Source organism: Micromonospora echinospora (assembly GCF_014203425.1).
Lineage (GTDB): Bacteria > Actinomycetota > Actinomycetes > Mycobacteriales > Micromonosporaceae > Micromonospora > Micromonospora echinospora_A.
Map to the genome: position 1 here is coordinate 269,954 of NZ_JACHJC010000001.1, position 23,912 is coordinate 293,865.

A 23,912-nucleotide genomic window follows, 5' to 3' on the forward strand; every position below is an offset into this window, starting at 1 on the left:
ACTCTCTGCCATCGCTCCGCCTCTCGGGTGCGGCCGATCCGCCGGTCACGCCGACAGCGGACCGCTTTCCGCCCATGCTCGGGATCCGGCGGCGGGCCCGGGAGCCTCCATCGGCCACGACGAATGGGCATGCCCGGACGGCTGACACGTCCGGGCAGCGCGGCACCGGGGCGGACGCGGTTAGCGTGGCGCCGTGACCAGCACGGTGCAGGACCTCATCGACGTGGCGGCGCAGTCCGCCGTGGACGCCGGCCGGCTGGTCCGGCAGCGGTTCGGCGAGCCGACGGACGCTTCCCGGAAGCAGGCGGCCCACGACGTCGTGACCGGGACCGACCTGGCCGCCGAGGCGTTGATCCGCGCCGCGCTGGGTGACGCCGTCGCGCGCTCGACGGTGGTGGGCGAGGAAGGCGGCCGGCAGGACGGCGCCCCGACCGGACCGGACGATCCGGTGTGGCTCGTCGATCCGATCGACGGCACCTACAACTTCGTCCGGGGCATCCCGTTCTTCTGCGTGTCGATCGGACTGCGGATCGGCGGTCGTACCGTGGGCGGCTGCGTCTACGACCCGCTGCGCGAGGAGTTGTTCACCGCGGCGGACGGCCGCGCCTGGTTGAACGGCGCTGCGCTGCCCACGCGTACCTCCGCGTCGTCGGCGCCGCCGCTCGTGCTGTGCGACATCCCGAACGCCGGAGGGCCGCCGTCCACCACCGAGACCGACCTGCTGGCCGCGCTGCTCACCGCCGCCGCGGACGTGCGACGGCTCGGTTCGTCCGCGCTGGCGCTGGCGTACGTCGCGGCGGGCCGCGCCGACGTGGCCGCCAACGCGGACGTCTACGACTGGGACACCGCTGCCGGGCGGGCTCTGGTCACCGCCACGGGCGGCGGTTACCTGAGCCATCCCGATCCGCTGCCGACCCGGCGGCGGGGCAGCTTCGTCGCATGGGCCCCCGCGTACGGGACCCTCGGCCGCGCGGTCGGCGAGGCCCTGCACCCCGACAGCTTCGCGGAGGTCGTGTGACACGCCGGCGCTTTCTGATCATGGGCGGCATGCACCGCAGCGGCACCACCCTGCTGGCCGCGCTGGTCGGCACGAATCCGCAGGTGGCCGGGTTCCGGCAGACCGGCGCGCCGATGGACGAGGGTCAGTACCTGCAGACCGTCTGCCCCTACGACGAGCAGCACGGCGGTCCGGGGCGGTTCGCGTACGCGCCCGGGGCGCACATGACCGAGCATCACGAGCTGGCCAGCCCGGCCACCGCCCGGCTGCTGCGCGAGCAGTGGGACCGCTACCTGGATCCCGGCCGCCCGGTCGTGCTGGAGAAGTCGCCACCCAACCTGTTGCGCTTCCGGTTCTTCCAGCGGCTCTTCCCGGGCTCCCGGTTCGTGCTGGTCAAGCGGCACCCGGTGGCAGTGGCGATGAGCACCCGGAAGTGGACGCCGGCGCTGACCGTGCGGCAGCTCGTCGAACACTGGCTGCACGCCCACGAGCTGGCCCGGGCCGACGCCACACACCTCGACGCGATGTTGACCGTCCGCTACGAGGACCTGATGGACGACCCGGACCGGACGTTGGGGGCCGTCGCGGCCTTCGGCGGCCTTCCACCCGTCTTCGACGTCGGCGACCTGGACCGGGACACGAACACCCGCTACCTGCGGGCATGGCGGCAGGGCCCGGGGGCCGACGACGACCTCGCCGATCTCGCCGACCGGGTCGCACGGTACGGCTACCGGCTGCCCGCGCGCGCCTGAACCGGCTTCGACCGAGAGGGAGAACGGATGTCCCGGTTGCTCATCGTGCACGGCACCGGCGGACCGCGGCGCTCCGACGACTCGGTCCGCCGGGAGTGGATCGGCTCAGTCGAGGACGGTCTGGCGCTGGCCGGCTATCCCGCGGTGGCGCCGGATGCCGCCCTGGTCAACCTCGACGCCCCGGACCGCGTGCCGGCCGTCGGCGACAGCGATCCGGCCGCCGAGGCCGCACTGTTGCGGCGCTGCTGGCGGGCCGCCACCTTCGACACCGAGGCCGGTGCGGAGCCGGTCGACGGGGACGCGTTGGCCGGCCGGCTGGCCTGGTCCCGATACTTCTGCGGGCTGACCGCCGAGGAGCTGACCGGGACCCTGCGTCAGGTGCTGGCGTTCGCCGCCGGCGCGACGGCCGGGCACGCCGCGATCGACGCCGTGCGCGCCGCGCTCACCCCGGACACCGAGATCGTGATCGGCCACTGCCTGGGCGGGGTGGCCGCCGCGCTGGCCCTCGCCGACGCCGGTCCCGCCGCCCCCGCGTTGATCACAGTGGGTGCACCGCATCCTCCGGCCGTGGGACCGCCCGCCTCCGGACCGGCTGTCTGGGTGGATGTCACCGACGTGCAGGACACGCTGCTCCTGGCGGCCGGGGCCGGTCCGGCCGGCGTCACCGAAAGGGTGTCAATCGACTGCGACCCTCGACTGCGCGGCGCTCGCAACTATCTGGCCTCGCCGGAGTTCGGCAAGGTGCTCGGCAGCCTGCTGGAGACGTCTGACCGCGGCTGACTCCGGAGCATGTCCGGAACGAGACATGGTCCTGGATGGGGCGTGCCGCCGTCCGTTTCGATGATTCGTGTGACTCCGAGTGAGAGGAGCGCGGTCATGACCGCGACGATCGTCGAACACCATCCGCACCGCGAGTCGGCAAGCCTGCGCATCGCACTCGTAATGATCAACGACATCCTGCGGGACGGCCTCAGCATGGCACTTCGCGGCCTGGCTCTGACCACTTCCGTCCGTTCCTACCGCTCGATGCCGGAACTGCTGACCGAGGCCGTCGACAAGCGACCGGAAGTGCTCGTCGTCAACGCGGCCGACGGCGTCGCGGGCATCGCGGCCGCCGCGCTGATCGCCCCGGAGAGCAAGATCGTCATGCTGATCCACGACGCCCATGCCGCCGAGGCGGTACTGGCGGACGGCGTCGTGGTGGACGGCTTCCTGCTTCAGCAGGACCTGTCCGGTCGCACCTTGGAGAACGCGCTCCGGGCGATCATGACCGGTGAGGTGCCGATGCCCGCGGTCCTGGCGCAGCAACTGCTGGCCCGGGCGGGCATTCGCCGTACGCCCACCTCGATGGCGCCCATCAAGCTGACGCCGCGCGAGCACGAGACGTTGTTGCTGCTTGTCGAAGGGTTGAGCAACAAGCAGATCGCGCGACGCCTCAAGATCTCCGACCACGGCGCGAAGCGGCTGGTGGCAGGGGTACTGCTCAAGCTCGGCTGCACCAATCGGACGTCGGCGGTGGTCACCGCCATCCGTTCCGGCCTGGTGGAGTGCGCGTAGGGCGGGCGGCGCCGGGCGACCGTACACAGAGGTGGCGGCACCGCAGCGGTGCCGCCACCCGCACGGTCCCTCAGACCGCCTGTCGCAGCGGGGGCCGCTCGTAGAGGCCGTGCACGGCCAGTTTGATGCCGAGTTCGAGCCGACTCCGGGCACCCACCATCTGCATGATCTGCGTGACCTGCCGCTGGACGGTACGGGTGGACACGGCCAGCGCCCGCGCGACCACGTCGTCGGTGGCCCCGCCGGCCAACCGCCGCAGCACGTCGCGCTGCAACGGGTTGAGCCTGCCGTGAAGGTCAATGAAGTCCGCCCGCGCCTCGGACCAGTGGTGGTGAAAGATCGTCGTCAGTGCCTGCACAGCGGTCGGCGAGCGAACGGCCAGCGGCGACGTGGCCCCGCCCCGCGACACGATCGCCAGGTTGCGGTCCAGCACGACCATCAGCGTCGGCGAGTGCTTTCCGCTCCGCACGTCGGCCCGGACGCCCAGCAGGGCCCGCAGCCGGGCGCCCCGGTCCAGGAGGGTTTCCCCGGCCACCACCACGCGCACCCGGGCGGCTCCGGACCATCCGGCCAGAGGCGGCCAGGTCCGGCCCGGCTCCTGATCGGACAGCAGCGCACAGTTGGCCGGAATCAGCGCGAGCACCTCGTCGCGCGCGGCTCTGATCACCCGCGCCGCCAGACGCCAGCCGGCGGCCTCGGCCTCGATGACCTTCGGCTCGGGATCCACGGCTTCGTTCTGCATCAACTCTCCCCCGAGTTGACGTCGCTGACACGTGGTCATGCGACAAGCGGACAGTGATTGAAAGGTAGCGATGGGCGAACGTCGCGGGTACCGGGAAATCCCTGCCTCGCCGAGCCGGATTTCACCGGCTCACCCCGGGCCGGCGTTCGTATGGAGCCTCAAGGCCCCCAACCGGCGGAGCTGTTCGACCGGAGGTACATCAGCACCGCCCGTACCCGCCGGTGCACACCCTCCGCCGCGTCGATCTGCAGCCGCTCCAGAATGCTCGTCACATATGACTCGATGGTCTTGCTGCTCAGCCGCAGACGGTCGGCTATCGCCCGGTTGGTCAACCCCTGCGCCATCAGTGCCAGCACCTCCTGCTCCCGGACGGTCAGGCGGTCGATCCGGCCACCCGTCCGGCGGCGGGCCATCAGCTCCTCGACCAGTGCCGGATCGATGACCGCTCCACCGCTCGCCAGTTCACGCAACGCGGTGACCACCTGCTCGACGTCGAGGATGCGCTCCTTGAGCAGATATCCGACGCCACCCTCGCCCGAGTTGACGATCGCCAGCGCGTACTCCGTCTCGATGTGCATGGAGAGGACCAGCACCGCGATGCCGGAATAGTCCCGCCGGATCCGCTCGGCGACGGCCAGCCCTTCGGTGGTGTAGGTCGGCGGCATCCGGATGTCGACGATCACCGCGTCCGGGCGGTGCCCGGCCACCGCGTCCAGCAGTTCGTGCGCGTCCTTGACCGCCGCGAGCACGGTCATCCCGGCCTGCCGCAGGAGGGCCGACAAGCCCTCCCGGATCAGCACCGCGTCGTCTGCGATGACGATGCGCACGGGATCACCGTCCGCAGCGTCGTGCCGACGCCGGGTCGGCTCTCCAACTCCAGCCGGCCGCCGAGTGCTTCGGCGCGGCGGCAGAGGTTACTCAGACAGTCTTCGTCGTCAAGGGTCCGAGTCGAGCCGGAGCCGTCGTCGCACACCTCCAGGTACAGGCAGTTCTGCTCCATCCGCATCCGGATCACCACCGTCGAGGCGCCCCCGTGCCGGACCGCGTTGGTCAACGCCTCCGCCACGACGAAGTAGGCGGCTTCCGCCACCTCACGCGGAACCAGGCGAGGCCGGCCCTCGATCCGCACCGTCACCGGCGTGTTGGTGGTCAGGGCGGCCAGCGCCTCGTGCAGCTCGCGCCGATCCAGCGCGGGCGGACGCATCCCTCGGCTCAGCAGCCGCAACTCGGTGAGTGCCATGCCCAACTCGGTGACCGCCGCATCCAGGTGAGCGTCCGCCTCGGCGGTGTCCCGCTTCGTCCGGCGCGCCATCTGCACCAGCAGGGTCGCGGTGACCAGCCGCAGCTGCGCGCCGTCGTGCAGGTCCCGTTCGATCTCGCTGCGCGCCCGGTGCCGGCCGTTCCGCGCCTCCTGCTCGTAGCGACGTTCCCAGAGCGCGGCATCGGCCCGCCAGCCGCGTGCGTTGGCGAGCAGCACCGACGGCGGTATCAGAATCTGCAGGACCACACCTGCCGCATTACTCACCAGCCAGGCCAGATGAGGCGGAGTGGTCAACACAGGCACCATCGCCGCGGCGCTCACCTGCACGCAGAGGAGGATGCCCGGAAGCGCGGCGACCCGCTGCGCGCGCTGCCATCGCCTGATCAGGTGGACGGCGAGCCAGATCGCCACCACCGAGACCACCAGCCGCGCGGCCACCGGCCCGTACGGCTCGGCGGCCCAGCCCGGCTCGGGAAGGCAGGCCAGGCACGGGTCGATCGGGCTGGCCGGAGCGGCATAGCTGTCGATGACCAGCAGCGGCAGCCCGGCGAGCGCGGCGGCCAGGAGGACGCGATCCGCCCGGGTACGCGTACGGCCGTGCGGCTGGGTGACCAGGACGGCCACCAGGAGAGTCCAGATCAGCGGGTGCGCGACGGCGGCCACTCCGGTGCCCGTCTCACCGTGCAGCGGCCCGGTGCTCCGGGCCAGCCACACCATCGCGACGGTGAAGAACAGTGTGCCGGTCACCGGGTTGGCGGTCGACCCGATCAGGATCATCCCGGCGGTGCCGTAGGAACAGACCAGAGCCAGAGCCGTCGCGACGAAGAGCGTGGTCTCCGCGTCACCGGACTGGATCACCCGAACCGCGGCGACCACGCTCCCGCCCAACATCACACAGACCAGCATCGCGACAGCCGCGCCCCGCAACGCTGGCCCCGCGTCGACTCGGCTGACTCTGCCGGGCATCGGAAGCCGGACCAATCATCCCTCCGCGGTCGGTAGCCGATGGAGCCGACCGGTGGACGGTGGTGAACCGATGAACGGTCGCTCGACGATCGCGACGCGATCCCTGAAGATGATCAGACCGCCCGAATCGATCTCCTCGATCGGCGTCAATACTATCGCATCGCCGATTAATTGGGGGCAGGTAAATTGCATAAGAGTTTCCGCAAAAGCGGTCATTACTCACCCACAGCCGCCGTAGCGACCCCAAGCGCTCGAACCGGACAGCCCGATGAGTCGCAGCCCGATATCACCCATGATTCTGAGGGTATTTGGCTTCCATTCGTAGCAGCAGGTCGACGCCCTCCCTATCCGTCCCGCCCCGGCCGCACGGCAGCGAATTCCACCCTGCGGGCAGGCTCCGACGACGGGGCAGTTCGGCAGCCAGATCGACGCGCCACGCGACAGCCCGGCCGGCCGGGAAGCCGGCACGCATCCCAGCAATCAGGATAATTGTCGTCCACTCCCAGGAAACAAACCCGCGCATACCGTCGGCAGCCAGATGTCGGGGCGCCGACACAATAGAGGTAGTCCGGGCGATCCCGGCAAGGCGTGATCGGCATCCATCTGAAACCCGCCCGACCGCAATTTGCCTGGCCATGCGCCGCACAGGACCGAACTGCGCGCCCGAAAGGTGACCTCGTCCCGAGCGCAACTCGCCACTGCGGCTGTCCCGGAACGGCGGACAACATCGTTCCGGACGAAGCAGTAGCGTGACGCATCGATCGAACGAGAGGCAGGCGACCATGGCGGATCGGCGCGCGGTACTCGCTCCGGGACGGGGCTACGACACCCGGGGACCGCTCTTCGTCTACCTCGGGGAGGCGTTGCGCCGGCTCGGCTTCGACGTGCACGAGGTGACCTGGCGGTCGCTGGGCGATCTGCGCCTCGACGGCGCGCCGGAGTGGGTCGCCGAGCAGTTGGACCCGGTCCTCGACGCCGGTGTGGATCTGCTCGTGGGCAAGTCGCTCGGCAGTTTCGCCGCGCCGCTCGCCGCCGACCGGGGCATTCCGGCGGTCTGGCTGACGCCGCTGCTGACCGACCCCGCGGTACGGGAGCCGCTGGGCCGGGCCACCGCGCCGTTCCTGCTGGCCGGCGGCACCGCCGACCGGGTCTGGGACGGTGCGGTGGCGCGCCGGCTCACCCCGTACGTGGTGGAGGTCGCCGACGCCGACCACTCGATGATGGTGCCTGGGCCGTTGGCGGCCTCGGCCGAGGCGCTCGGGCGGGTCTGCACCGCGGTGGAGGAGTTCGTCCGGTCCGGCGCTGTCGACAGCTGACGATCAGCGGCGCTCACGTGACCGGCGCCGCGCCCACACCCCCGCCGCCACCGCCGCGACGAGCGGCACGAGGCAGCAGATCGCCAGGACGGACAGGTGCCACGGCTTGATCGCTCCCATGGGCTGAACGATAGGCGTCGCTGTCCACACCCGCTAGGCGGAGGCTCGGGCGGCCTTGCCGTCCAGCCACAGCGTGTCGCTGTCGTCGCGGTGCGAGCCGGTGGAGCCGATGTGCTTGGCGCTGATCTTCGTCCCATTCTTGATCACGTGGACCAGAGCCATCGCGTGTCCCCGTCCGAGGCCGTACTCGTCCTTGAGCCAGCCGACGATCACGCCGGAGGCGAGACGCCGGAGAGCCCGGCCCGCTTGGTTCGCGGGCCGGGCTCTCCACACCTCGGGGTACGCGCTCAGCGCTGGAGGGTGAGCAGTCCGGGGCGGTAGGGCAGGAGGCCGTAGTCGCCGCCGGAGTTGGGGGAGCGGCCTTGGTAGAGCAGTTGGAGGTTGCAGGGGTCGACGGTGAAGGTCTGGTCGGCGGTGGTGCGGATCAACTCGCCGTGGCTGATGTCGTTGGTCCAGGTGGCGCCGCTGTTGGCCTTGCCGGCGAACGGGTTGGACTCGGTGGCGGCCTGCGGGGTCCAGGAGCCGCCCAGGCTGGTGGCGGTGAAGGACCGGAAGTAGCGGCCCTGGGAGCCGATGGCCTCGACGATCATGAGGTAGCGGGTCTGGCCTTGCAGCTTGTAGACCTGCACGGCTTCGAACAGGTTGTTCGTGGTGTCGCTCATGATGGTGGTGTAGTTGGAGCCGAAGCTGCCGGGGAAGTTGCCCAGGGGCATGCTGGAGCGGTAGATCTTGCCGTTGTCACCGGCGAAGAACAGGTACATGTTCTGGTCGTCGGCGATCAGGGTCTGGTCGATCGGGCCGGTGCCGGAGCCGGAGATGCTGCCGGTGAACAGCGGCTGCGCCGAGGACCATCCGTTGGGGTTGGTGGGGTCGTTGGAGGTGCGGTAGGAGAACGCGGTCGGTCCCCACTGGTAGGCCAGGACCCAGATGTTGCGCGGCGCGAAGTAGAACAGCGTCGGCGCCACGGTGCCCGAGGACATCGCGTTCTGGCTGGCGGAGGCCATCTGCGACCAGTTGGAGAACAGGCCGAAGTTCATCGACCCCCACGACGACCCGGTGTCGTGCGTGGTGGCGTAGACCAGGTGCTGCCCGTTGTAGGGCACCACTGTGAAGTCCTTCAACGACACCCAGCCCGAGCGCGGCTGCGCCAACACGCCGGAAGACGACCACCGGTACGACGACGGCAGGTTGCAGGTACCACCCGGCGGAGGCGTCGTGGGCGGCGCCGTGGTGGGGTTACCACCGCCGCCGTCGACGCGGACGAGCTGCCACTGCTGGTTGGCGCCGTTCCAGTCGTCGTACTGGACGATGTTTCCGCCGTCTGCGGTCGAGGCGCCCTGCACCTCCACCACCTTGTTGCTGTTGCGGTTGATCAGGCGGATGTAGCCGCTGTCGGAGTCGGCCAGCCGGAACTGCTGGTTGGTCCCGTTGGTGTCGGACCACTGCACGATGCTGCCGCCGTTGGCGGTCGACCAGTTGTAGACGTCGAGCACCTTGCCGGACAGCCGGGACTTCAGCCGGTAGTAGCCGCCGCCGGAGTCGACGAACTGCCACTGCTGCTGGTTGCCGTTGTTGCGCGACCACTGCACGATTCGCGCGCCGTCGTTCGTGGCCAGGTTGTAGACGTCGAGCGCCTTGCCGCTGTTGCGGTTGACCAGGACGTACCAGGCATTCGTGTCGACGCTCGCGGCGGCGGCGGGCGCGGACACGACCGCCACGGCGCCGGCGCCGACGAGGAGCGCCGCGGCACCTGTCGCGACGACTCGCGGCAGCCATCCGCGCCGTCGTGGCGGCGAAACCGTCGATGGGGATCTACCAAAAGCAAACATGTTCCTCCCTCAGATCACATTTGTGAGCGCTAACAATTAGCGCTGGCGCACTGACCCCACACCCGGCCTGCCACCCGGCCGCCCGCGCCCGCTCGGCGACCCGTCGCTCCCGCCGCGCTGTGCCATCGACTGTGAGCGATAACACGTCGTTCGTCAAGTCGTAACAGTCGATGGATGCCGGACCCGAGGGCCACGGAGGCCATGTCGGCTTGTCGACCCAGCACTGGCGACGCCCGCATCGCGGCCCGACAGTGCACACGGCTGGAGGGTGGTGGGGAAGTTGGGGCAGCCGGCGGACGAATCCGTCATGATCCGGGACTGGTTCAGCGTGCCGCGGGTGTCCGCCGAGGACCGGGCCGCGGTCTTCGGCGTACGCACCCAGGACCCGCGCGTGGAGTTCGTCGCGCTGACCGTCAAGTACTGGATGGACGCCCACGCCACCCGGTCGATGACCCGCGACCGGGTCCTGACCGCGATGATCGGCCGCATCACCACCGACAACGTCTGGGACCTGACCGCGATGCTCGCGAAACTGCGGCTGGCCGAGGCGTTCTTCGACCTGGCCGCCTCCGACGTCGACACCGACGGCGCGTTCCGCCGCTACCTGCTCGGCCTCGACCCCGCGCTGCTCGACGCGATGCGGCACTACGCGGCCTGGAACGGGATCAACCCGAAGCTGTTCCTCGACGGGTTCGCGGTGGGTGTCGGGGAGTCCGTCGCGACGGTGGTGGTCGACCTCGGCAAGCTCGTGCAGTTGATCGGCCGGCTCCAGCAGGAACAGTTCACCACGCTCATCGTGCTGACAGTCGATCCCCGCGCCGGTGTGCAGCGCATCGCCGACCAGGCCACCGTCGTACGCCAGGCGCTGGCCGGGATCGTGGCCGCGCTGGACCCGACAACCGTCCCGGAACGGCTGCTGGCGCTGTGGCGCGGCTGGGCGGCCGAGTTCGCCCGGCACCTGGAGAACCTCGACCCGTTCGCCGCCGGCCGGCTGCTCGGGCGCGTCGCCGGCGACCTGTACCAGGTGCTCACCGGACTGGTACATCTCGCCCGGCTGCTCGGCGGCGTCGCGGTGCGCGCCGCCGTCCGGTACGTGCCGCTGCTGCTCGCGGGCGCCCGCGAGGCGCGCCTGCTGACCGCCCAGATGGCCGCGCTGCTGGTGGCGATCGGCCGGGCCGCGATCGCCGCCACGCCCCGGGTGGGGCTGGCCGTCCTGCGCACGCTCTTCCCGCCGAAGGTGCTCGACGCGCTGTTCCGGCAGGGCCGGGTGCTGCTGGCCGACGCCGAACTGACGCTGAGCGTGTTCAACCAGGCGGCGCACGCCGAGGCGTTCGCGGGCGCCGGGGCGGGCACCCGGCTCGGCGCGCTGGTCAGCCTCGACGGCCGGCCCGTGCTGATGGCGAGCATGTCCGAGACGGTGTCCTCGGCCGGCCGGGCGGCGACCCGCGCCGAACTGAACGAGGCGCTGGACGAGATCATCAAGCGGGTCGAGGACCTGCGCGAGCTGAAGCCGCCGAAGACACCCCGGGACATCCAGGCCGCCGTCGTGCGCGCGGCCATCGCCCGGCAACTGGAGCAGCGGCTGACCACCGCGTTCAACCGGGCGCTCCAGACCGCCGCGTACGAGGAGTTCCGCGCGCTGCGCAAGGCCGGGCAGGCGCAGCCCTGGCGGCTCGGGCAGCAGGTGCACCGGCGGATGGCCGCCGAGGTCGCCCAGCTCGTCGGCCGGTCACCGGGCCTCGAGGCGTTCGCGGAGAAGTCGCTGGCGACAGTGGTCGAGGCGGTCCGCGCGGCCCATCCGGAACTGGCGCCCGCGCTGCGCGGCTCCGAGGCGGTGCTGCGCCAGACGGTCGCCCAGATGCTGCTCGGCCACCCGGACCGGGACCTGCTGCTGCGCCTCGTCGGGTTCACCGGCAACCCGGCCGCGACCGGGGCGGAGAAGGCCCTCGCCGGCCACCTCGCCGAGCGGTTCCGGTGGAAGGCGTCCACCACTGTCGGGGACCTCCGTTCCGACCTGCTGCTCGTCGACCCCGATGCGGCCCGCGTCACGAACGTCGACTGGACCTCCTCGACCAAGCTGGAGCGCTTCGAGAAGACCTGGGGCACCGTCGCCGACGACCTCGGGGAGACGTTCGACGGTCGCTGGGAGGCGATCGCGGAGGCGTACCAGCGGGCCGCCAAGGGCGGTGTGCCGGCAGAGGTCGTCGCCGGTCTCGAAGAGCTGACCGCGCACGCCGTACGCGAGACGGTCGTCCGGCAGGCCGCCCTCAGTCAGTTGTTCCCCGGGTTCTTCGTCACCTCGCACGAGATGACGTACCAGGGGCTGCACTCCCTGTTCACCCTGCCGCTGTAGAGGAGCACCGATGGGCAGAGTCGTCGTCGCCGACGCCGATCCGGCGACGCTTGGTTTCAGCACCGCGCATTCCGACCGGTACGTCTACTCCAACTACTTCGTACCGGTCCGGCTCACGTTCGGCGGTGGCGAGACGCCCATCCTGCCGTTCTACGTCAAGCAGGCGCTGATCGAGGCGATCCGCTACGGCGGGCTCGACGGCGACCGGCTGCCCCACCTGCTCAAGCAACTCGGCCTCTACGACCTGTGGAAGGCGAACGACATGGACGCCGCCACCGAGGCTCTGCCCGGCACCGACTCGGGCATGTCGTACCGGGAGCCGCCGGCGCGACGCCAGACGCTTCTCGGCGACCAGCAGGCGGAGTTCCTCGCCGGGCTGCTCCAGTCCGACGTGGGCATCGCGTTCCTCGACCGCACCCGGATCCGGCCGGTGGGCTTCGCGCTCGGCGAGCACGTCTACGCGCTGGCGCTCGCCCCTGGCGAGGAGGCGGTGCTGGAGCAGCGCACCTACACCAAGCGCGAGCTGACCCTGGAGGAGCAGAACGAGTCGGAGCAGCAGACCGACGTCGAGCTGACCAGCGCGCTCACCACGGAACTCCAGGAGGGCTTCGAGCGGCAGAAGTCGCTCACCGACACCTGGGGGCTCAACGCGAGCCACACCGGCCAGTACACCAGCCCGACCGGCATCTGGGGCACCTTCAACGCCAGCCACACGATCGGCTTCGCCAGCAGCGTCACCGCGGCGAGCCAGGAGACGAGCCGCCGCGCGGTCAAGGACAGCCGGACCGCCACGTCGAAGGTCGCCGCGCGCTACCGCACCCAGCACAAGACCGACTTCAAACTCGTCACCGAGACGGGTACGGAGTCGGCCTCGAAGCGCACCGTCCGCAACCCGAACCGGGCCACGCCGATCACACTGCACTACTTCAAGGTGCTGCAACGGCTGGAACTGGCCCACGAGCGGTACGGCGCACGGGTCTGCTGGGCCCCCACGATCAAGGATCCGGCGTTCGCCTTCGCCCGGAAGATCGTCAACGGGCGGCAGCGGATCCGCGACAACGCGGTCGCCGCACTGCCCCCGATACCGGTGAAGCCGGAGCGCCCGCCGCGTGGCGCGCCCGCAGCGGTGGAGACGCGCGTCGTGTACTCCCCCGTGGTCACGCTCGACAAGTGGGGATTCACGGGTGACATGAGCGCGGACTACGACGTCGACGTCGCCCTCGACGCCGGATGGGAGTGGGACGGCAACGTCGACACGATCCGGCAGAACCTCAACCTGATCACCCGCCGCCCGCCGACCGCCATCGCGGCCCAGGTCGTCGGTGTGCCGGTGGTGACGGAGGCGGACGGCCGACCGGTCCTGCGCGTCCGCATCCACGTGGGCGCGGCCAGCTGGCTGGGCGGTCCCGGCGCGCAGGCGCAGATCGCGGCCGGGTTCCGGCGTACCCCGACGGTGGTGGACCAGACCGCCGACGACGCGGCGTACAACGCGCTCGTCGCGGGCTACCTGACCGATCTCCAGGAGTGGCAGGACCGGCGTGACGCGGCGCTGGCGGCGGCCCAGACGGCGGGGGACGAGTTCGAGGCGCGGCTGCGGGCCGGCTTCTCGCCGGTCAACGAGATGGTCTCGCAGATCGTGGAGGCGCACTTCCCGGCCAGCGTGCGGGACGAGGCGTGGGAGATCGACTTCTGGCACCGGGTCTTCGACTGGGAGCGCGCGTCGTTCGTGTCGTACCCCGGGTGGTGGTCCGGCGGTGACGCCCGTGCCCCGGAGCGCGACCCCGGCGACTTCGTCAACGCCAGCTGGGCGAAGCTCTACCTGCCGGTGCGGCCCGGCATGGAGCTGACCGCCCTGCGGTGGATCTTCGGCAAGGTGGTGGCGACCGGCCTCGCGCCGCAGGTGGAGCACGAGCTGAAGGCGTTCGTGGACGAGCTGACGGCGTACCGGACCGGCCACCTCGGCACCGGCGACGAGATGCCCGAGCTGACCACCGAGTGCCAGGACGTGCCGGAGCGGGTGTACTGCCTGGCGAAGTGGACCGAGCTGATGCCCACCGACGGCACTCACCTGGAGGTGGTGCAGGGCGCCACCACGGCGGCCGACGCGGTGACCGCCAAGGAGATCAGCGACGCGGAGGCGCTGCGGGCGGCGCTGCTCGACGGCGAGGTGCAGACCAACCGGCTCCGGACCAAGGCGTACGACCAGATGACCGAGCCGGCCGAGGTAGGCATCCGCCTCGGCACGCCGTCCGGGAGCGGCCCGGCCGTCTGAGAGAGCGCTCGTCCACCCCGATCCCGCAGCTGACCAGGGGATCGGGGTGGACGATTTCTGCAAGAATTCGGACTTTCGATTCATCCCGGATGGGCAAAAAGGGGCATAAGATTGGGCCCCCACGGTCGCTCCCCGACGACGACGATGCCGGTGGTCGGCGAACCGTCCAAAAAGCACTGTCTGCCCACCGGAGGGTTGATGGCGCTGGATCTCCAAAGCCACTAAGTTGGCGTCGCTGCTGTGCTCGGCCGGCGCATTCACGAACCTAAGGAAAACTCATGACTACCGCACCCTTGCGCCAGGAAGAGCCCCCGGTGTCGCTGGGCAAGGTCCGCGCGGAGCCGCTCGACCGGCTCTCCGCCGCGGACATATCCCCCATCGTGCGCCGGGTGATGGCGGCTCACCTCGATCAGACCAGGATCCCGGCGGCGAAATTCGGCTCGTTCATCTGACCTGCGATGTCCCCGGGGCCGGCCCGCGCGGCGCTCACCGAGTTCATCCTCAAGGTGCACGCCAGGTGTGACCTGGCGTGCGACCACTGCTACGTCTACGAACACGCCGACCAGAGCTGGCGCCGCCGCCCGGTACGGATGACGCCGGAGGTGCTCCGCGCCGCGGCCGGGCGGATCGCCGAACACGCCGCGGCCCACGACCTGCCGGACGTCACTGTCATCCTGCACGGCGGGGAACCGCTGCTGCTCGGCCCCGAACGGCTGGGCCAGGTGCTCGCCGAACTGAGGCGCGTCATCGGCCCGGTCACCCGGCTCCGGATCGGCATGCAGACGAACGGCGTGCTGCTCTCCGAGCGGTTCTGCGACCTGCTCGCCGAACACGACGTCGCGGTGGGCGTATCGCTCGACGGCGACCGGGCCGCCAACGACAGGCACCGGCGCTTCCGGTCCGGGGCCGGCAGCTACGACCAGGTGCTGCGCGCGCTCGCCCTGCTGCGCCGCCCGGCGTACCGGCGGATCTACTCCGGCCTGCTGTGCACGGTGGATGTGCGCAACGACCCGATCGCGGTGTACGAGGCGCTGCTCGCCCAGGAGCCACCGCGGATCGACTTCCTGCTCCCGCACGCCACCTGGGACGACCCGCCGTGGCGGCCGGCCGTCGGGGACACCGCGTACGCCCGCTGGCTGCGCGCCGTCCACGACCGCTGGCGCGCGGACGGCCGCCCGGTCCCGGTGCGCCTGTTCGACTCGCTCCTGTCCACGGCCCGCGGCGGACCCAGCGGCACGGAGTGGCTCGGTCTCGACCCGATCGACCTGGCCGTGATCGAGACGGACGGCGAATGGGAGCAGGCCGACTCGCTCAAGACCGCGTACGACGGTGCGCCGGCCACCGGCATGACCGTCTTCTCGCACGCGGCCGACGACGTGGCGGCCAGCCCGCTCCTGGCCCGTCGCCGCTCCGGCCGAGCCGGTCTCAGCGACGAGTGCCGGCGGTGTCCGGTGGTCGACCAGTGCGGCGGCGGACTCTTCGCCCACCGGTACGGCGCCGGGCACTTCGACAATCCGAGTGTCTACTGCGCCGATCTGAAAGAGCTGATCGTGCATGTGAACGAGAACTCACCAGCACCCGTCCGGCTCGACGCCGGCCTGCCCGACGACTTCATCGACCGCCTCGCGGCACCGACCGGCGACCGGGTCGCCATCGGCCGGCTCGTGGAGGCACAGATCGCCATCGTCCGCGCGCTGCTCGCCGAGGTGGCCGACCGCCTGCCGACCGGCGGGGCCGGAGCCGACGGCTGGGCCGCGCTGACCGCCCTGGACCGCGGCGCGCCGGAATCCGTGGCCCGGATCGCGGCGCATCCGTACGTGCGGGCGTGGGCTGTCGACTGCCTCGCCGGCACCGGCACCGGCGCCCGCCAGGGGCCGGACTACCTGAGCGCGATCGCCGCCGCCGCCGCGCTCGACGTCGGCACGCCGGTACGCCTGGCCGTGCCGGTGCGAGGCGGCCGCCTGCACCTGCCGACGGTGGGCACCGCCCTGCTGCCAGAGGTGGGCGACGGCACCGCACGGGTCGAGACCGGCCCGGGCTCGCTGCGGGTGACCGCCGGGGACGTGACAGTGGCGATCCGCCCCGGGACGCCGGAGGACACGCCCCGGTGGTGGCCCAGCCGCGTGCTCGCCACGCCGGACTTGAGCGTCCTGCTGGAGGACGGCGACCCGCACCGCGACTGCCACCGGCTGCCCGCCGGTGACCGGCTCGACGACGCGGGCGCCGCGCGCTGGGCCGCCACGTTCGCGTCGGCGTGGCAGGTGATCCGGGACGAGGTGCCGGGCCACGCCGAGGAGCTGCGCGCCGGGTTGCGGGCCGTGGTCCCGTTGCGGCGCAGCGGCGCCGGTGTCAGCGAGGCGTCGACAGCGCGGCAGGCGTTCGGCGGTGTCGCGGCCACGGAGACCGATGCCGGGTCGCTGGCGGTGCTGCTCGTGCACGAGTTCCAGCACAGCAAGATGAACGCGCTGCTGGACGTCTGCGACCTGGTCGACGGCACCCGGCCGATCGACATCACGGTGGGCTGGCGGCCCGATCCCCGGCCCGCGGAGGCCGTCCTGCACGGCATCTACGCGCACGCGGCAGTGGCCGACATCTGGCGGATCCGGGCCGACCGCCAGGTCGACGGCGCGCAGGCGGTCTACCGGCGGTACCGCGACTGGACTGCCGACGCGATCGGCGCGCTGCAACGGACGGACGCGCTCACCCCGGCGGGCTCGCGGCTGGTCCGGCAGGTCTCCCGTTCGATGTCCGGGTGGCCGTCGTGACCGTCGCCCGGACCTTGTACCGGACCGGCACGCTCGCCGCCGACCTGCGCGCACTCGGGCTCGGCCCCGGCGACGTGGTGCTCGTGCACTGCTCCCTGCGCGCCCTCGGACCGGTAGCCGGTGGGCCGGCCACCCTCGCTGCGGCGCTGCGGGCCGCCGTCGGGCCGTCCGGCACCGTCGTGGTCCCGGCGCAGACCCCCGACAACTCGGTGAGCAGCCCCGCGTACCACGCGGCGACCGCCGGGCTGACCGACGGGGAACGCCTGGCGTACGAGGAACGGATGCCCGGCTTCGACCCGGCCGTCACGCCGTCGTTCGGGGTCGGCGCGTTCGCCGAGCACGTACGCCGCCTGCCCGGCGCGGTCCGCAGCCGGCACCCGCAGACGTCGTTCAGCGCGTGGGGGCCGCTGGCGGAGGAGCTGATGCGCGTCCACGACCTCGACTCCCACCTCGGGGAGCGGTCCCCGCTCGCCGCCCTGGAGGCGGCCGGTGCCCGGACGCTGCTGCTCGGTGTCGGTTATGCGACATGCACCGCGCTGCACCTCGCCGAGTACCGGTTGCGCCGCCCGGCACCGTGTCGTCCGTACCGCTGCTACGTGCTGCGCGACGGCCGCCGGGAACGGCTGGACTTCGACGCGCCGCACCTGGATGCGGCCCCTTTTCCCGCAATCGGCGCGGAGCTCGACCGGGCGGCGTTCACCCGGCACGGGACGGTCGGCGACGCCCCGGCCCGGCTGCTGCCGATATCCGACGCGGTACGCACCGCCGTCGCCTGGATGGACGCCCACATCGGACGGTGAGGGCCTGGTAACCCGAGCGCAACCTCTCTACCCTGATCGATAGACGCCGTATCGTGTCGACTGGGGAGCAGCACGTGATCATTGACGGTTGGGGGTCAGGCGCTCTTCCCGTGGAACGGTCGGGTCGTCGTGACCTCTGAGCGGCCCGCGCTGCCGGGCCCGCCCTATTTCTTCCTCAGCTACGTCCCCCCGCCGGCACACAACGACCGCACCCCCGGCGACCACTGGGTCCGCCGCTTCTACCACGATCTCAACCTGGCGATCGACGGCCGGCCCGGCGACCGGTTACGCCGGCAGGGCTTCGCCGACTTCATGGTGCGGCCACCGGAGGCCCGGACGGAACGAAAACGCATCGCGCTGGCCGAGGCCGAGGTGTTCGTCCCGCTGTACTCACCGGCCTACCTCAACCGGAACGACTCGCGCCGGGAGCGGGAGTGGTTCCGGCAACGGCTCATCCGGGCCGGCCGGCCGCCCGACGGCGACAACATCCTCCCGGTCCTGTGGATCCCGTCGCCGGCCGCCGTCCACGCGCCGGACCAGACGCGCGCGGTGGCGATGGCCGCCGACGTGGAGGCGTACGCCGCGAACGGCATGAGCGCGCTCTGCCGGCTCCAGAAGTTCCAGCATGCCTACAAGGAGGTGCTGGGCCGGCTCGCCCAGCACATCGTCGACACCGCCGAGCAGACGCCGCTGCAACCGGCCGAGCCGCCGACCGGCCCGACCGACCTGCCGTCGTCCCCGACCAGCGAGGTGCCGTTCCGGGCGGTGGTGATCGCCCCCGAGCAGCCGGGGGACCCGGGCCGGCTCAACGGACGCTCCGACACGCACGCCGGGCGGTGGCGCCCGTTCCGCGGCCGGCCGCCGGTGGTCGACGACGTGGCCGACGCGGTGCAGCGGCTGCGGATGCCCATGGACGTGCGCGACTTCGTACCGGACGCCGGGCTGTTCCGGGCCTGTCCGGGCGTACTCATGATCGATCCTCGGGTGGTCGAGACGCCGGACGGCGCGGAGGCCGTCCAGGCCGCCGTCGACTGCCTGCACAGCTGGGTGGGCGTCGTGCTGATCAGCGAGGACGCCCGCTCTGGCCACCGCTCGCACGCGGTGGGACTGCTCGACCGGGCGGCGAGCCTCCTCTCCGCCACGACACGTCCGCTGATGATCACCACGTGGGACGACTGGCGGACCGAGATCCACGATCTGGTCCGCCGGATGCGACGCCGATACCTGGAGGCGGGACCGAACTACCCACCGCCGGGACCGCCCATCAACAAGCCCCGGCTCTGGGAGAACCCGCCGCCCGACGAGGGAGTGGACACATGACCCGACGTGAGGGACAGGTCGTCACCTTCTACTCCTACAAGGGCGGCACCGGCCGGACGATGGCGCTGGCCAACGTCGCCTGGATCCTCGCCGCGAACGGCAAGCGGGTGCTCGCCGTCGACTGGGATCTGGAGTCCCCCGGCCTGTCGCGCTTCTTCGCGCCGTTCATCGACCGGGACGCGCTGGAGAGCACCGGCGGGGTGATCGACCTGATCCGCGAGTACGAGTGGGCGACCACCACCAAGCAGGACAAGGGCGACGACCGCTGGCACGAGCAGTACGCCCGGGTGCACAAGTACTCGTTCTCGCTGAACTGGTCCAACTTCCCCGGTGACGGGACGCTGGACTTCCTCGGCGCCGGCCAGCAGAACAACGACTACGCGGGCGCGCTCGCCGGGATGAACTGGGACGAGTTCTACGAGCGGCAGGGCGGTGGCTACTTCTTCGACGCCCTGCGCGCCGACATGAAGCGCAACTACGACTACGTGCTGATCGACAGCCGCACCGGATTCTCCGACGTCGCCGACATCTGCACCATCCAGCTGCCGGACGTGCTCGTCACCTGTTTCACCCTCAGCGAGCAGGGCATCACCGGCGCCGCGAAGGTGGCGCGGCTGGTCGAGCACCGGTACGGGGCGCGGCGGATCCGGGTGCTGCCGGTGCCGATGCGCATCGACCCGGCGGAGAAGGTCAAGGCGGACACCGGGCGGGCGGTGGCGCGGCAGCGTTTCAGCGGTCTGCCCAGCGGCATGAGCGAGGCCGAACGGGACCGGTACTGGGCCCGGATGCAGGTGCCGTACCAGGCGTTCTACGCGTACGAGGAACTCCTCGCCACGTTCGCCGACCAACCAGGCGTCAACGGGTCGCTGCTGTCCGCGTACGAGGCGCTGACGCGCGAGATCACCCGGGGCGAGGTGGAGTCGCTGCCGTCGATGAGCAGCGCGGTACGCGAACGGGTCAACGCCCGGTTCACCCGCACCTCCAACTCGGTGGAGAACGAGATCATGCTCCGGCACGCCCCGTACGACAGGGTGTGGGCGGAGTGGATCGGCCACCTCCTGGTCTCGGCCGACGTGCGGGTGACCGACCCGTGGTTCACCGACGACGAGACGCCCCGGACGGCCCGGGAGCTGATCATCGTCTCCGAGGGGAACGCCAACGAGGAGGCGGTGCTCGCCGCGCCGGACCGCTCGCCCGACCAGGTGCCGCTCGTCGTCTACGTGGCGGACGTGCGGCGCCTGGCGAACGTGCCGGCCGCGCACACCGTCTCGGTGGCCGGGCTGGAGGCGCAGACCGCCGCCGCGCGGATCCTGCGCCTGGTCGGCCGGGAGGGGGTGCCGGCCGACCTGGAACTGCCCACCGGTCCCCGCTTCCCCGGCCGGGACAACACGGTGTTCGAGGTGCCGGGCCGCAACAAGCGCTTCACCGGCCGGGAGGCGGACCTGCGCGAGCTGCGGACGCTGCTGCGCAGCAGCCCGAAAGTGGTGCTCTCCGGCACCGGGCCGGTGGCGTTGCAGGGCATGGGCGGCATCGGCAAGAGCCAGCTCGCGCTGGAGTACGCCCACCGCTACCGCGCCGCGTACGACATGGTGTGGTGGATCGACGCCGACCAGGTGCCGTTCATCGAGTCGGCCATCGGTGACCTCGCGCCCTACCTGGGCGTGCCCGCCTCGGAGTCGAACCGGGAGAACGCCCGGCTGGTGCTCCAGGCGCTGCGCCGCACCGACCTCCGATGGCTGCTGATCATGGACAACGCCGACGAGGTCGAGGGCGTCCTGCCGTACGTGCCGGACGGCAGGGGCCACGTCCTGATCACGTCCCGGAACCTGCAGTGGGTCGAGCGGGCCACCACGGTCCAGGTCGACGTGTTCAAGCGCGCGGAGAGCATCCAGCACCTCACCGAGCGGGTGCCGACGATGCGCGTCGACCAGGCCGACCGGATCGCCGCCCTGCTCGGCGACCTGCCGATCGCTGTCACCGCCGCCGCGGCCTGGCTGGCCGACACCGGCCACTCGGTCGACAGCTACCTCACCGAGATCGCCAACTTCGGTCCGGGCGCGGTGATGGAGCCGAACAGCAACGTCTCGGTGGAGGCGACCTGGGAGCTGTCCCTGAACCACCTGCGTACCCGGAACCCGGCGGCCTACCGGGTGCTGCAACTCTGCTCGGTGTTCGCGCCGGAGATCTCCGCCGACCTGGTCTACAGCGACGAGTTCGCCGAGGCGCTCGTGCCGTTCCACCCGCAGGCCAAGGAACGGCTGGTCCGTCAGCAGTTGGTGCAGCAGGCGAACCGGCTCGCGCTGGTCCGCGTCGACCTGCGGGCCGAGAGCCCGTCCGGTGGCGAGCGGGGCCGGGGCGGCCTGGTGCTCATGCACCGGCTGCTCCAGCACGCCGTCCGGTCCCGGATGACCGAGGAGGAACTCGACGAGGCGCGCCGCCAGGTCCACCTGGTGCTCGCCGCCGCCCGGCCCGAGGGCGAGGTGGACGACCCCGACGGCTGGCCCCGGTTCCGGGTCATCTGGCCGCACCTGGAGGCGTCGAAGGCGCCGCTGAGCCACCGGGTGGAGGTGCGGGCCCTGATGATCGACCGGGTCCGCTACCTCCAGTTGCGCGGCGACCTGGAGACCGGCCGGCGGCTCGGCGAGGAGGTCGCGCAGACCTGGGAGCAGATGCTGGCCGAGGAGACCGACGCACGGGCACGCGACGACCTGCGCCGGCAGTTGCTGCACCTCCAGTTCAACCTCGCCAACATCCTCGCCTTCCTCGGGCAGTTCCAGCAGTCCCGGGCGCTGGACGAGGAGGTCCTCGCGGCCCAGCGGGAACTGCTCGGCGAAGACCACCCACACACGCTGATGACCGCGGGCGGGCTGGCCCGCGACCTGCGCGGCATGGGGAAGTACAACGAGGCGCTGCGCCTGGACGAGATCACGTTCAACGCGTGGAAACGGAACTTCACCGAGGAGCACCCACGTACCCTCGTCGCGCTGAACAACCTCGCCACCACCCAGCGCCTGATGGGCGACTTCCGGGAGGCCCGCAAGAACGACGAGATGGTGCTGGCCGGACGCCGCGCGATCCTCGGGGAGGACCACCCGGACACGCTCGCCTCGTCCGCGTACGTGGGCATCGACATGCGCGACGCCGGCGACTACGAGCAGTCCATCGCCCGGCTCCGCGGCGTCCACCGGGACCTGCTGCGCACGGCCGGGGCGGAACACCTGATGACCCTGCGCGCGCAGACCAACCTGGCGGTGTCGCTGCGCTCGGCCGGGCACGCGGTCGAGGCGGGCAAGCTCCTCGAAGCCGCGTACGAGCTGCTGAACGAGCGGTTCGGGCCGGACAACCCGGAGACGCTCACCTGCCGGCTGAGCCTGTCCGTCAACCTGCTCAGCGTCGACCTGTTCCAGCGCGCCAGCCGCGAACTGACCGAGGTGCACCGCGTCTACCAGCAGAACCTCGGCCCGGAGCACCCGCTGACGCTGGTCTGCATGGTCAACCTCGCCATGGTCGCCCGCCGCGCCGGGGACTTCGACGAGGCCCGGCAACTCGCCGCCCGGTCCGCCGACGCGCTCGCCGACGTGCTGGGCAGCGATCACCCGTATCCCCTCTCCGGGTGGATGAACCAGGGCATCTGCATCGCCGAGCATCCGGACCCGCCGGAGGGCCGGGAGGCGGCGGACCTGGAGGCGCTGGGGCTGTTGCGGCGCGCCGACGACGGCCTGACCCGGATGCTCGGCCGCGACCACCCGAACACGCTGCGCTCCCGGGCGAACCTGGTGGTGATGCAGGAGCGGATGGAGAGCGGACGGCGGGCGGAGCTGGAGGCGGTCACCCGCGAACTGGCCTACCGGCTGGGTGAGAACCACCCGGCGGTCGAGGCCGTCCGGGAGAACCAGTTGCAGCGGCGCATCATCGACCCGCATCCGATCTGACAGCGGTCCGCTCCACCGGGTCGGCCAGCCAGGCGAGGATCTCCGGCAGCACCTCGACCGCGCCGAAGTGCGCGCTGCGCGGCTGCACGTGCAGCTGCGCGCCGGGGATCTGCTCGGCCAGCCACCGGGTGTGGCTGGCCGGGGCGAAGTTGTCGTCCGCGCCGTGCCACAGCCGCACCGGCATCCGGATGTCCGCCAGCGTGACGCCCCAGTCGGCGCGCAGCGCGAGGACGTCGTCGATCCAGCCGTGCGGCCCCTGGCGCAGCGCCTCGGCATAGGCGTCGGTCAGCTGCCGGCGGATCGGCACCCCGGCCACCACCCGGCGGTCGGCCGCGGTCATCTGCTCGACCAGCAGCGCGAGCAGCGAGCCCGGGTCGTCCATGGTGCGCTCGGCCCGCAGCCGCAACTGCTCGGCGAGCACCGGCGCGGCGCGCTCGGCGGCGCCGTAGTCCCGCACGTTGGCGTCGGTCATGCCGCCGAACCAGTCCAGCCCGGCCGCCCCCGCCGGGGCGAGGCCGACCAGGACGGCGGTGCGCCGTACCCGCTCCGGCAGCAGCGCGGCGCAGGCCAGGGCGTGCGGGCCGCCGCCGGATCGGCCGACCACCGAGAACCCGTCCAGACCGAGGTCGTCGGCGACGGCCGCGACGTCGGCGGCGGCGTCGGCGATCCGGCGGCCGGGCAGGCGGCTGGAGCCGCCGTAGCCCGGCCGGTCGTAGGAGATCAGGCGTACGCCGAGGCGGTGCAGCACGATCGAGCGTGGTCGCGGACCGTTGCGGCTGCCCGGTGTGCCGTGCATCAGGAACACCGGCCAGCCGCGTTCCGCCCCGGCGATGTCGACCGCCAGGCTTCTCCTTCCCGTTCGGACGATGTGCTCACGATGCGGGGGCGAGTGTGCCAATCGGGGCCTCCGAACGGGTGGTGGCGGTGCGG

At 71.6% G+C, this 23,912-nt stretch carries 18 protein-coding genes; 12 read left to right on the forward strand and 6 right to left on the reverse strand.

Going from position 1 to position 23,912, the window contains the following annotated elements:
* Positions 1-193 precede the first annotated feature (193 nt).
* The 4 genes from FHU28_RS01250 (at position 194) to FHU28_RS01265 (ending at position 3,306) form a co-directional block, all read left to right on the forward strand.
* On the forward strand, positions 194-1,018 hold the full coding sequence (locus tag FHU28_RS01250) for an inositol monophosphatase family protein (RefSeq protein ID WP_184680016.1): 825 nt from the start codon (positions 194-196) through the stop codon (positions 1,016-1,018).
* On the forward strand, positions 1,015-1,749 hold the full coding sequence (locus FHU28_RS01255) for a sulfotransferase family protein (RefSeq protein ID WP_161565921.1): 735 nt from the start codon (positions 1,015-1,017) through the stop codon (positions 1,747-1,749). The genes FHU28_RS01250 and FHU28_RS01255 overlap by 4 nt, the downstream gene beginning before the upstream one ends.
* A 27-nt stretch (positions 1,750-1,776) precedes the next feature.
* Positions 1,777-2,529 carry a hypothetical protein gene (locus FHU28_RS01260; protein WP_184680017.1) on the forward strand — a complete coding sequence of 251 codons (753 nt, stop codon included), beginning with the start codon at positions 1,777-1,779 and terminating at the stop codon, positions 2,527-2,529.
* A 96-nt stretch (positions 2,530-2,625) separates the two neighbouring features.
* Positions 2,626-3,306: a response regulator transcription factor gene (locus FHU28_RS01265; RefSeq protein WP_073831739.1), complete on the forward strand. Its 681-nt coding sequence runs from the start codon at positions 2,626-2,628 to the stop codon at positions 3,304-3,306.
* Positions 3,307-3,376: 70 nt separating this feature from the next.
* Here FHU28_RS01265 and FHU28_RS01270 read toward each other — a convergent pair whose 3' ends face one another.
* The 3 genes from FHU28_RS01270 to FHU28_RS01280 form a co-directional block, all read right to left on the reverse strand.
* Entirely contained in the window at positions 3,377-4,048 is a 672-nt protein-coding gene (locus tag FHU28_RS01270; protein ID WP_116505527.1) for a helix-turn-helix transcriptional regulator, read from the reverse strand.
* Positions 4,049-4,206: 158 nt separating this feature from the next.
* On the reverse strand, positions 4,207-4,875 hold the full coding sequence (locus tag FHU28_RS01275; RefSeq protein WP_184680018.1) for a response regulator transcription factor: 669 nt from the start codon (positions 4,873-4,875) through the stop codon (positions 4,207-4,209).
* Positions 4,842-6,200: a sensor histidine kinase gene (locus tag FHU28_RS01280; RefSeq protein ID WP_260413244.1), complete on the reverse strand. Its 1,359-nt coding sequence runs from the start codon at positions 6,198-6,200 to the stop codon at positions 4,842-4,844. The genes FHU28_RS01275 and FHU28_RS01280 overlap by 34 nt, the downstream gene beginning before the upstream one ends.
* 857 nt (positions 6,201-7,057) lie before the next feature.
* Here FHU28_RS01280 and FHU28_RS01285 point away from each other — a divergent pair.
* Positions 7,058-7,591 carry an alpha/beta hydrolase gene (locus tag FHU28_RS01285; RefSeq protein WP_184680022.1) on the forward strand — a complete coding sequence of 178 codons (534 nt, stop codon included), beginning with the start codon at positions 7,058-7,060 and terminating at the stop codon, positions 7,589-7,591.
* Positions 7,592-7,744: 153 nt separating this feature from the next.
* On the opposite strand, the gene FHU28_RS01290 is transcribed toward FHU28_RS01285, so the two are convergent.
* Complete coding sequence (locus tag FHU28_RS01290) at positions 7,745-7,984, reverse strand: DUF4287 domain-containing protein (protein WP_311773498.1); 240 nt, start codon at positions 7,982-7,984, stop codon at positions 7,745-7,747.
* A 14-nt stretch (positions 7,985-7,998) separates the two neighbouring features.
* Complete coding sequence (locus tag FHU28_RS01295) at positions 7,999-9,540, reverse strand: non-reducing end alpha-L-arabinofuranosidase family hydrolase (RefSeq protein ID WP_184680024.1); 1,542 nt, start codon at positions 9,538-9,540, stop codon at positions 7,999-8,001.
* A 307-nt stretch (positions 9,541-9,847) separates the two neighbouring features.
* Between FHU28_RS01295 and FHU28_RS01300 the strand changes: the two genes are divergently transcribed.
* From FHU28_RS01300 to fxsT, 7 genes are all read left to right on the forward strand, one after another.
* Entirely contained in the window at positions 9,848-11,893 is a 2,046-nt protein-coding gene (locus FHU28_RS01300; RefSeq protein ID WP_221453084.1) for a hypothetical protein, read from the forward strand.
* A 10-nt stretch (positions 11,894-11,903) separates the two neighbouring features.
* On the forward strand, positions 11,904-14,165 hold the full coding sequence (locus tag FHU28_RS01305; protein ID WP_184680026.1) for a hypothetical protein: 2,262 nt from the start codon (positions 11,904-11,906) through the stop codon (positions 14,163-14,165).
* Between the two features lie 278 nt (positions 14,166-14,443).
* Entirely contained in the window at positions 14,444-14,617 is a 174-nt protein-coding gene (locus FHU28_RS01310; protein WP_184680028.1) for a hypothetical protein, read from the forward strand.
* A gap of 6 nt (positions 14,618-14,623) precedes the next feature.
* The gene (locus FHU28_RS01315) at positions 14,624-16,930 is read left to right on the forward strand and encodes an FxsB family cyclophane-forming radical SAM/SPASM peptide maturase (RefSeq protein ID WP_184680029.1); all 2,307 of its coding nucleotides are present in this window, start codon (positions 14,624-14,626) and stop codon (positions 16,928-16,930) included.
* On the forward strand, positions 16,927-17,730 hold the full coding sequence (locus FHU28_RS01320) for an AAC(3) family N-acetyltransferase (RefSeq protein WP_184680031.1): 804 nt from the start codon (positions 16,927-16,929) through the stop codon (positions 17,728-17,730). The genes FHU28_RS01315 and FHU28_RS01320 overlap by 4 nt, the downstream gene beginning before the upstream one ends.
* 129 nt (positions 17,731-17,859) lie before the next feature.
* The gene (locus FHU28_RS01325) at positions 17,860-19,050 is read left to right on the forward strand and encodes a TIR-like protein FxsC (protein ID WP_184680033.1); all 1,191 of its coding nucleotides are present in this window, start codon (positions 17,860-17,862) and stop codon (positions 19,048-19,050) included.
* Positions 19,047-22,982 carry an FxSxx-COOH system tetratricopeptide repeat protein gene (gene fxsT, locus FHU28_RS01330; protein WP_184680035.1) on the forward strand — a complete coding sequence of 1,312 codons (3,936 nt, stop codon included), beginning with the start codon at positions 19,047-19,049 and terminating at the stop codon, positions 22,980-22,982. The genes FHU28_RS01325 and fxsT overlap by 4 nt, the downstream gene beginning before the upstream one ends.
* Here fxsT and FHU28_RS01335 read toward each other — a convergent pair.
* Complete coding sequence (locus FHU28_RS01335) at positions 22,960-23,880, reverse strand: alpha/beta fold hydrolase (RefSeq protein ID WP_184680037.1); 921 nt, start codon at positions 23,878-23,880, stop codon at positions 22,960-22,962. The genes fxsT and FHU28_RS01335 overlap by 23 nt on opposite strands.
* Positions 23,881-23,912 lie beyond the last annotated feature (32 nt).

Excerpts from the sequence above, each read along its gene's own strand:
- FHU28_RS01300 (WP_221453084.1), top strand. The coding sequence starts at position 9,848 with ATGATCCGGGACTGGTTCAGCGTGCCGCGGGTGTCCGCCGAGGACCGG.
- FHU28_RS01280 (WP_260413244.1), bottom strand. The coding sequence starts at position 6,200 with ATGTTGGGCGGGAGCGTGGTCGCCGCGGTTCGGGTGATCCAGTCCGGT.
- FHU28_RS01315 (WP_184680029.1), top strand. The coding sequence starts at position 14,624 with ATGTCCCCGGGGCCGGCCCGCGCGGCGCTCACCGAGTTCATCCTCAAG.
- FHU28_RS01305 (WP_184680026.1), top strand. The coding sequence starts at position 11,904 with ATGGGCAGAGTCGTCGTCGCCGACGCCGATCCGGCGACGCTTGGTTTC.
- FHU28_RS01295 (WP_184680024.1), bottom strand. The coding sequence starts at position 9,540 with ATGTTTGCTTTTGGTAGATCCCCATCGACGGTTTCGCCGCCACGACGG.
- FHU28_RS01285 (WP_184680022.1), top strand. The coding sequence starts at position 7,058 with ATGGCGGATCGGCGCGCGGTACTCGCTCCGGGACGGGGCTACGACACC.
- FHU28_RS01260 (WP_184680017.1), top strand. The coding sequence starts at position 1,777 with ATGTCCCGGTTGCTCATCGTGCACGGCACCGGCGGACCGCGGCGCTCC.
- FHU28_RS01265 (WP_073831739.1), top strand. The coding sequence starts at position 2,626 with ATGACCGCGACGATCGTCGAACACCATCCGCACCGCGAGTCGGCAAGC.
- fxsT (WP_184680035.1), top strand. The coding sequence starts at position 19,047 with ATGACCCGACGTGAGGGACAGGTCGTCACCTTCTACTCCTACAAGGGC.
- FHU28_RS01270 (WP_116505527.1), bottom strand. The coding sequence starts at position 4,048 with ATGCAGAACGAAGCCGTGGATCCCGAGCCGAAGGTCATCGAGGCCGAG.
- FHU28_RS01310 (WP_184680028.1), top strand. The coding sequence starts at position 14,444 with ATGACTACCGCACCCTTGCGCCAGGAAGAGCCCCCGGTGTCGCTGGGC.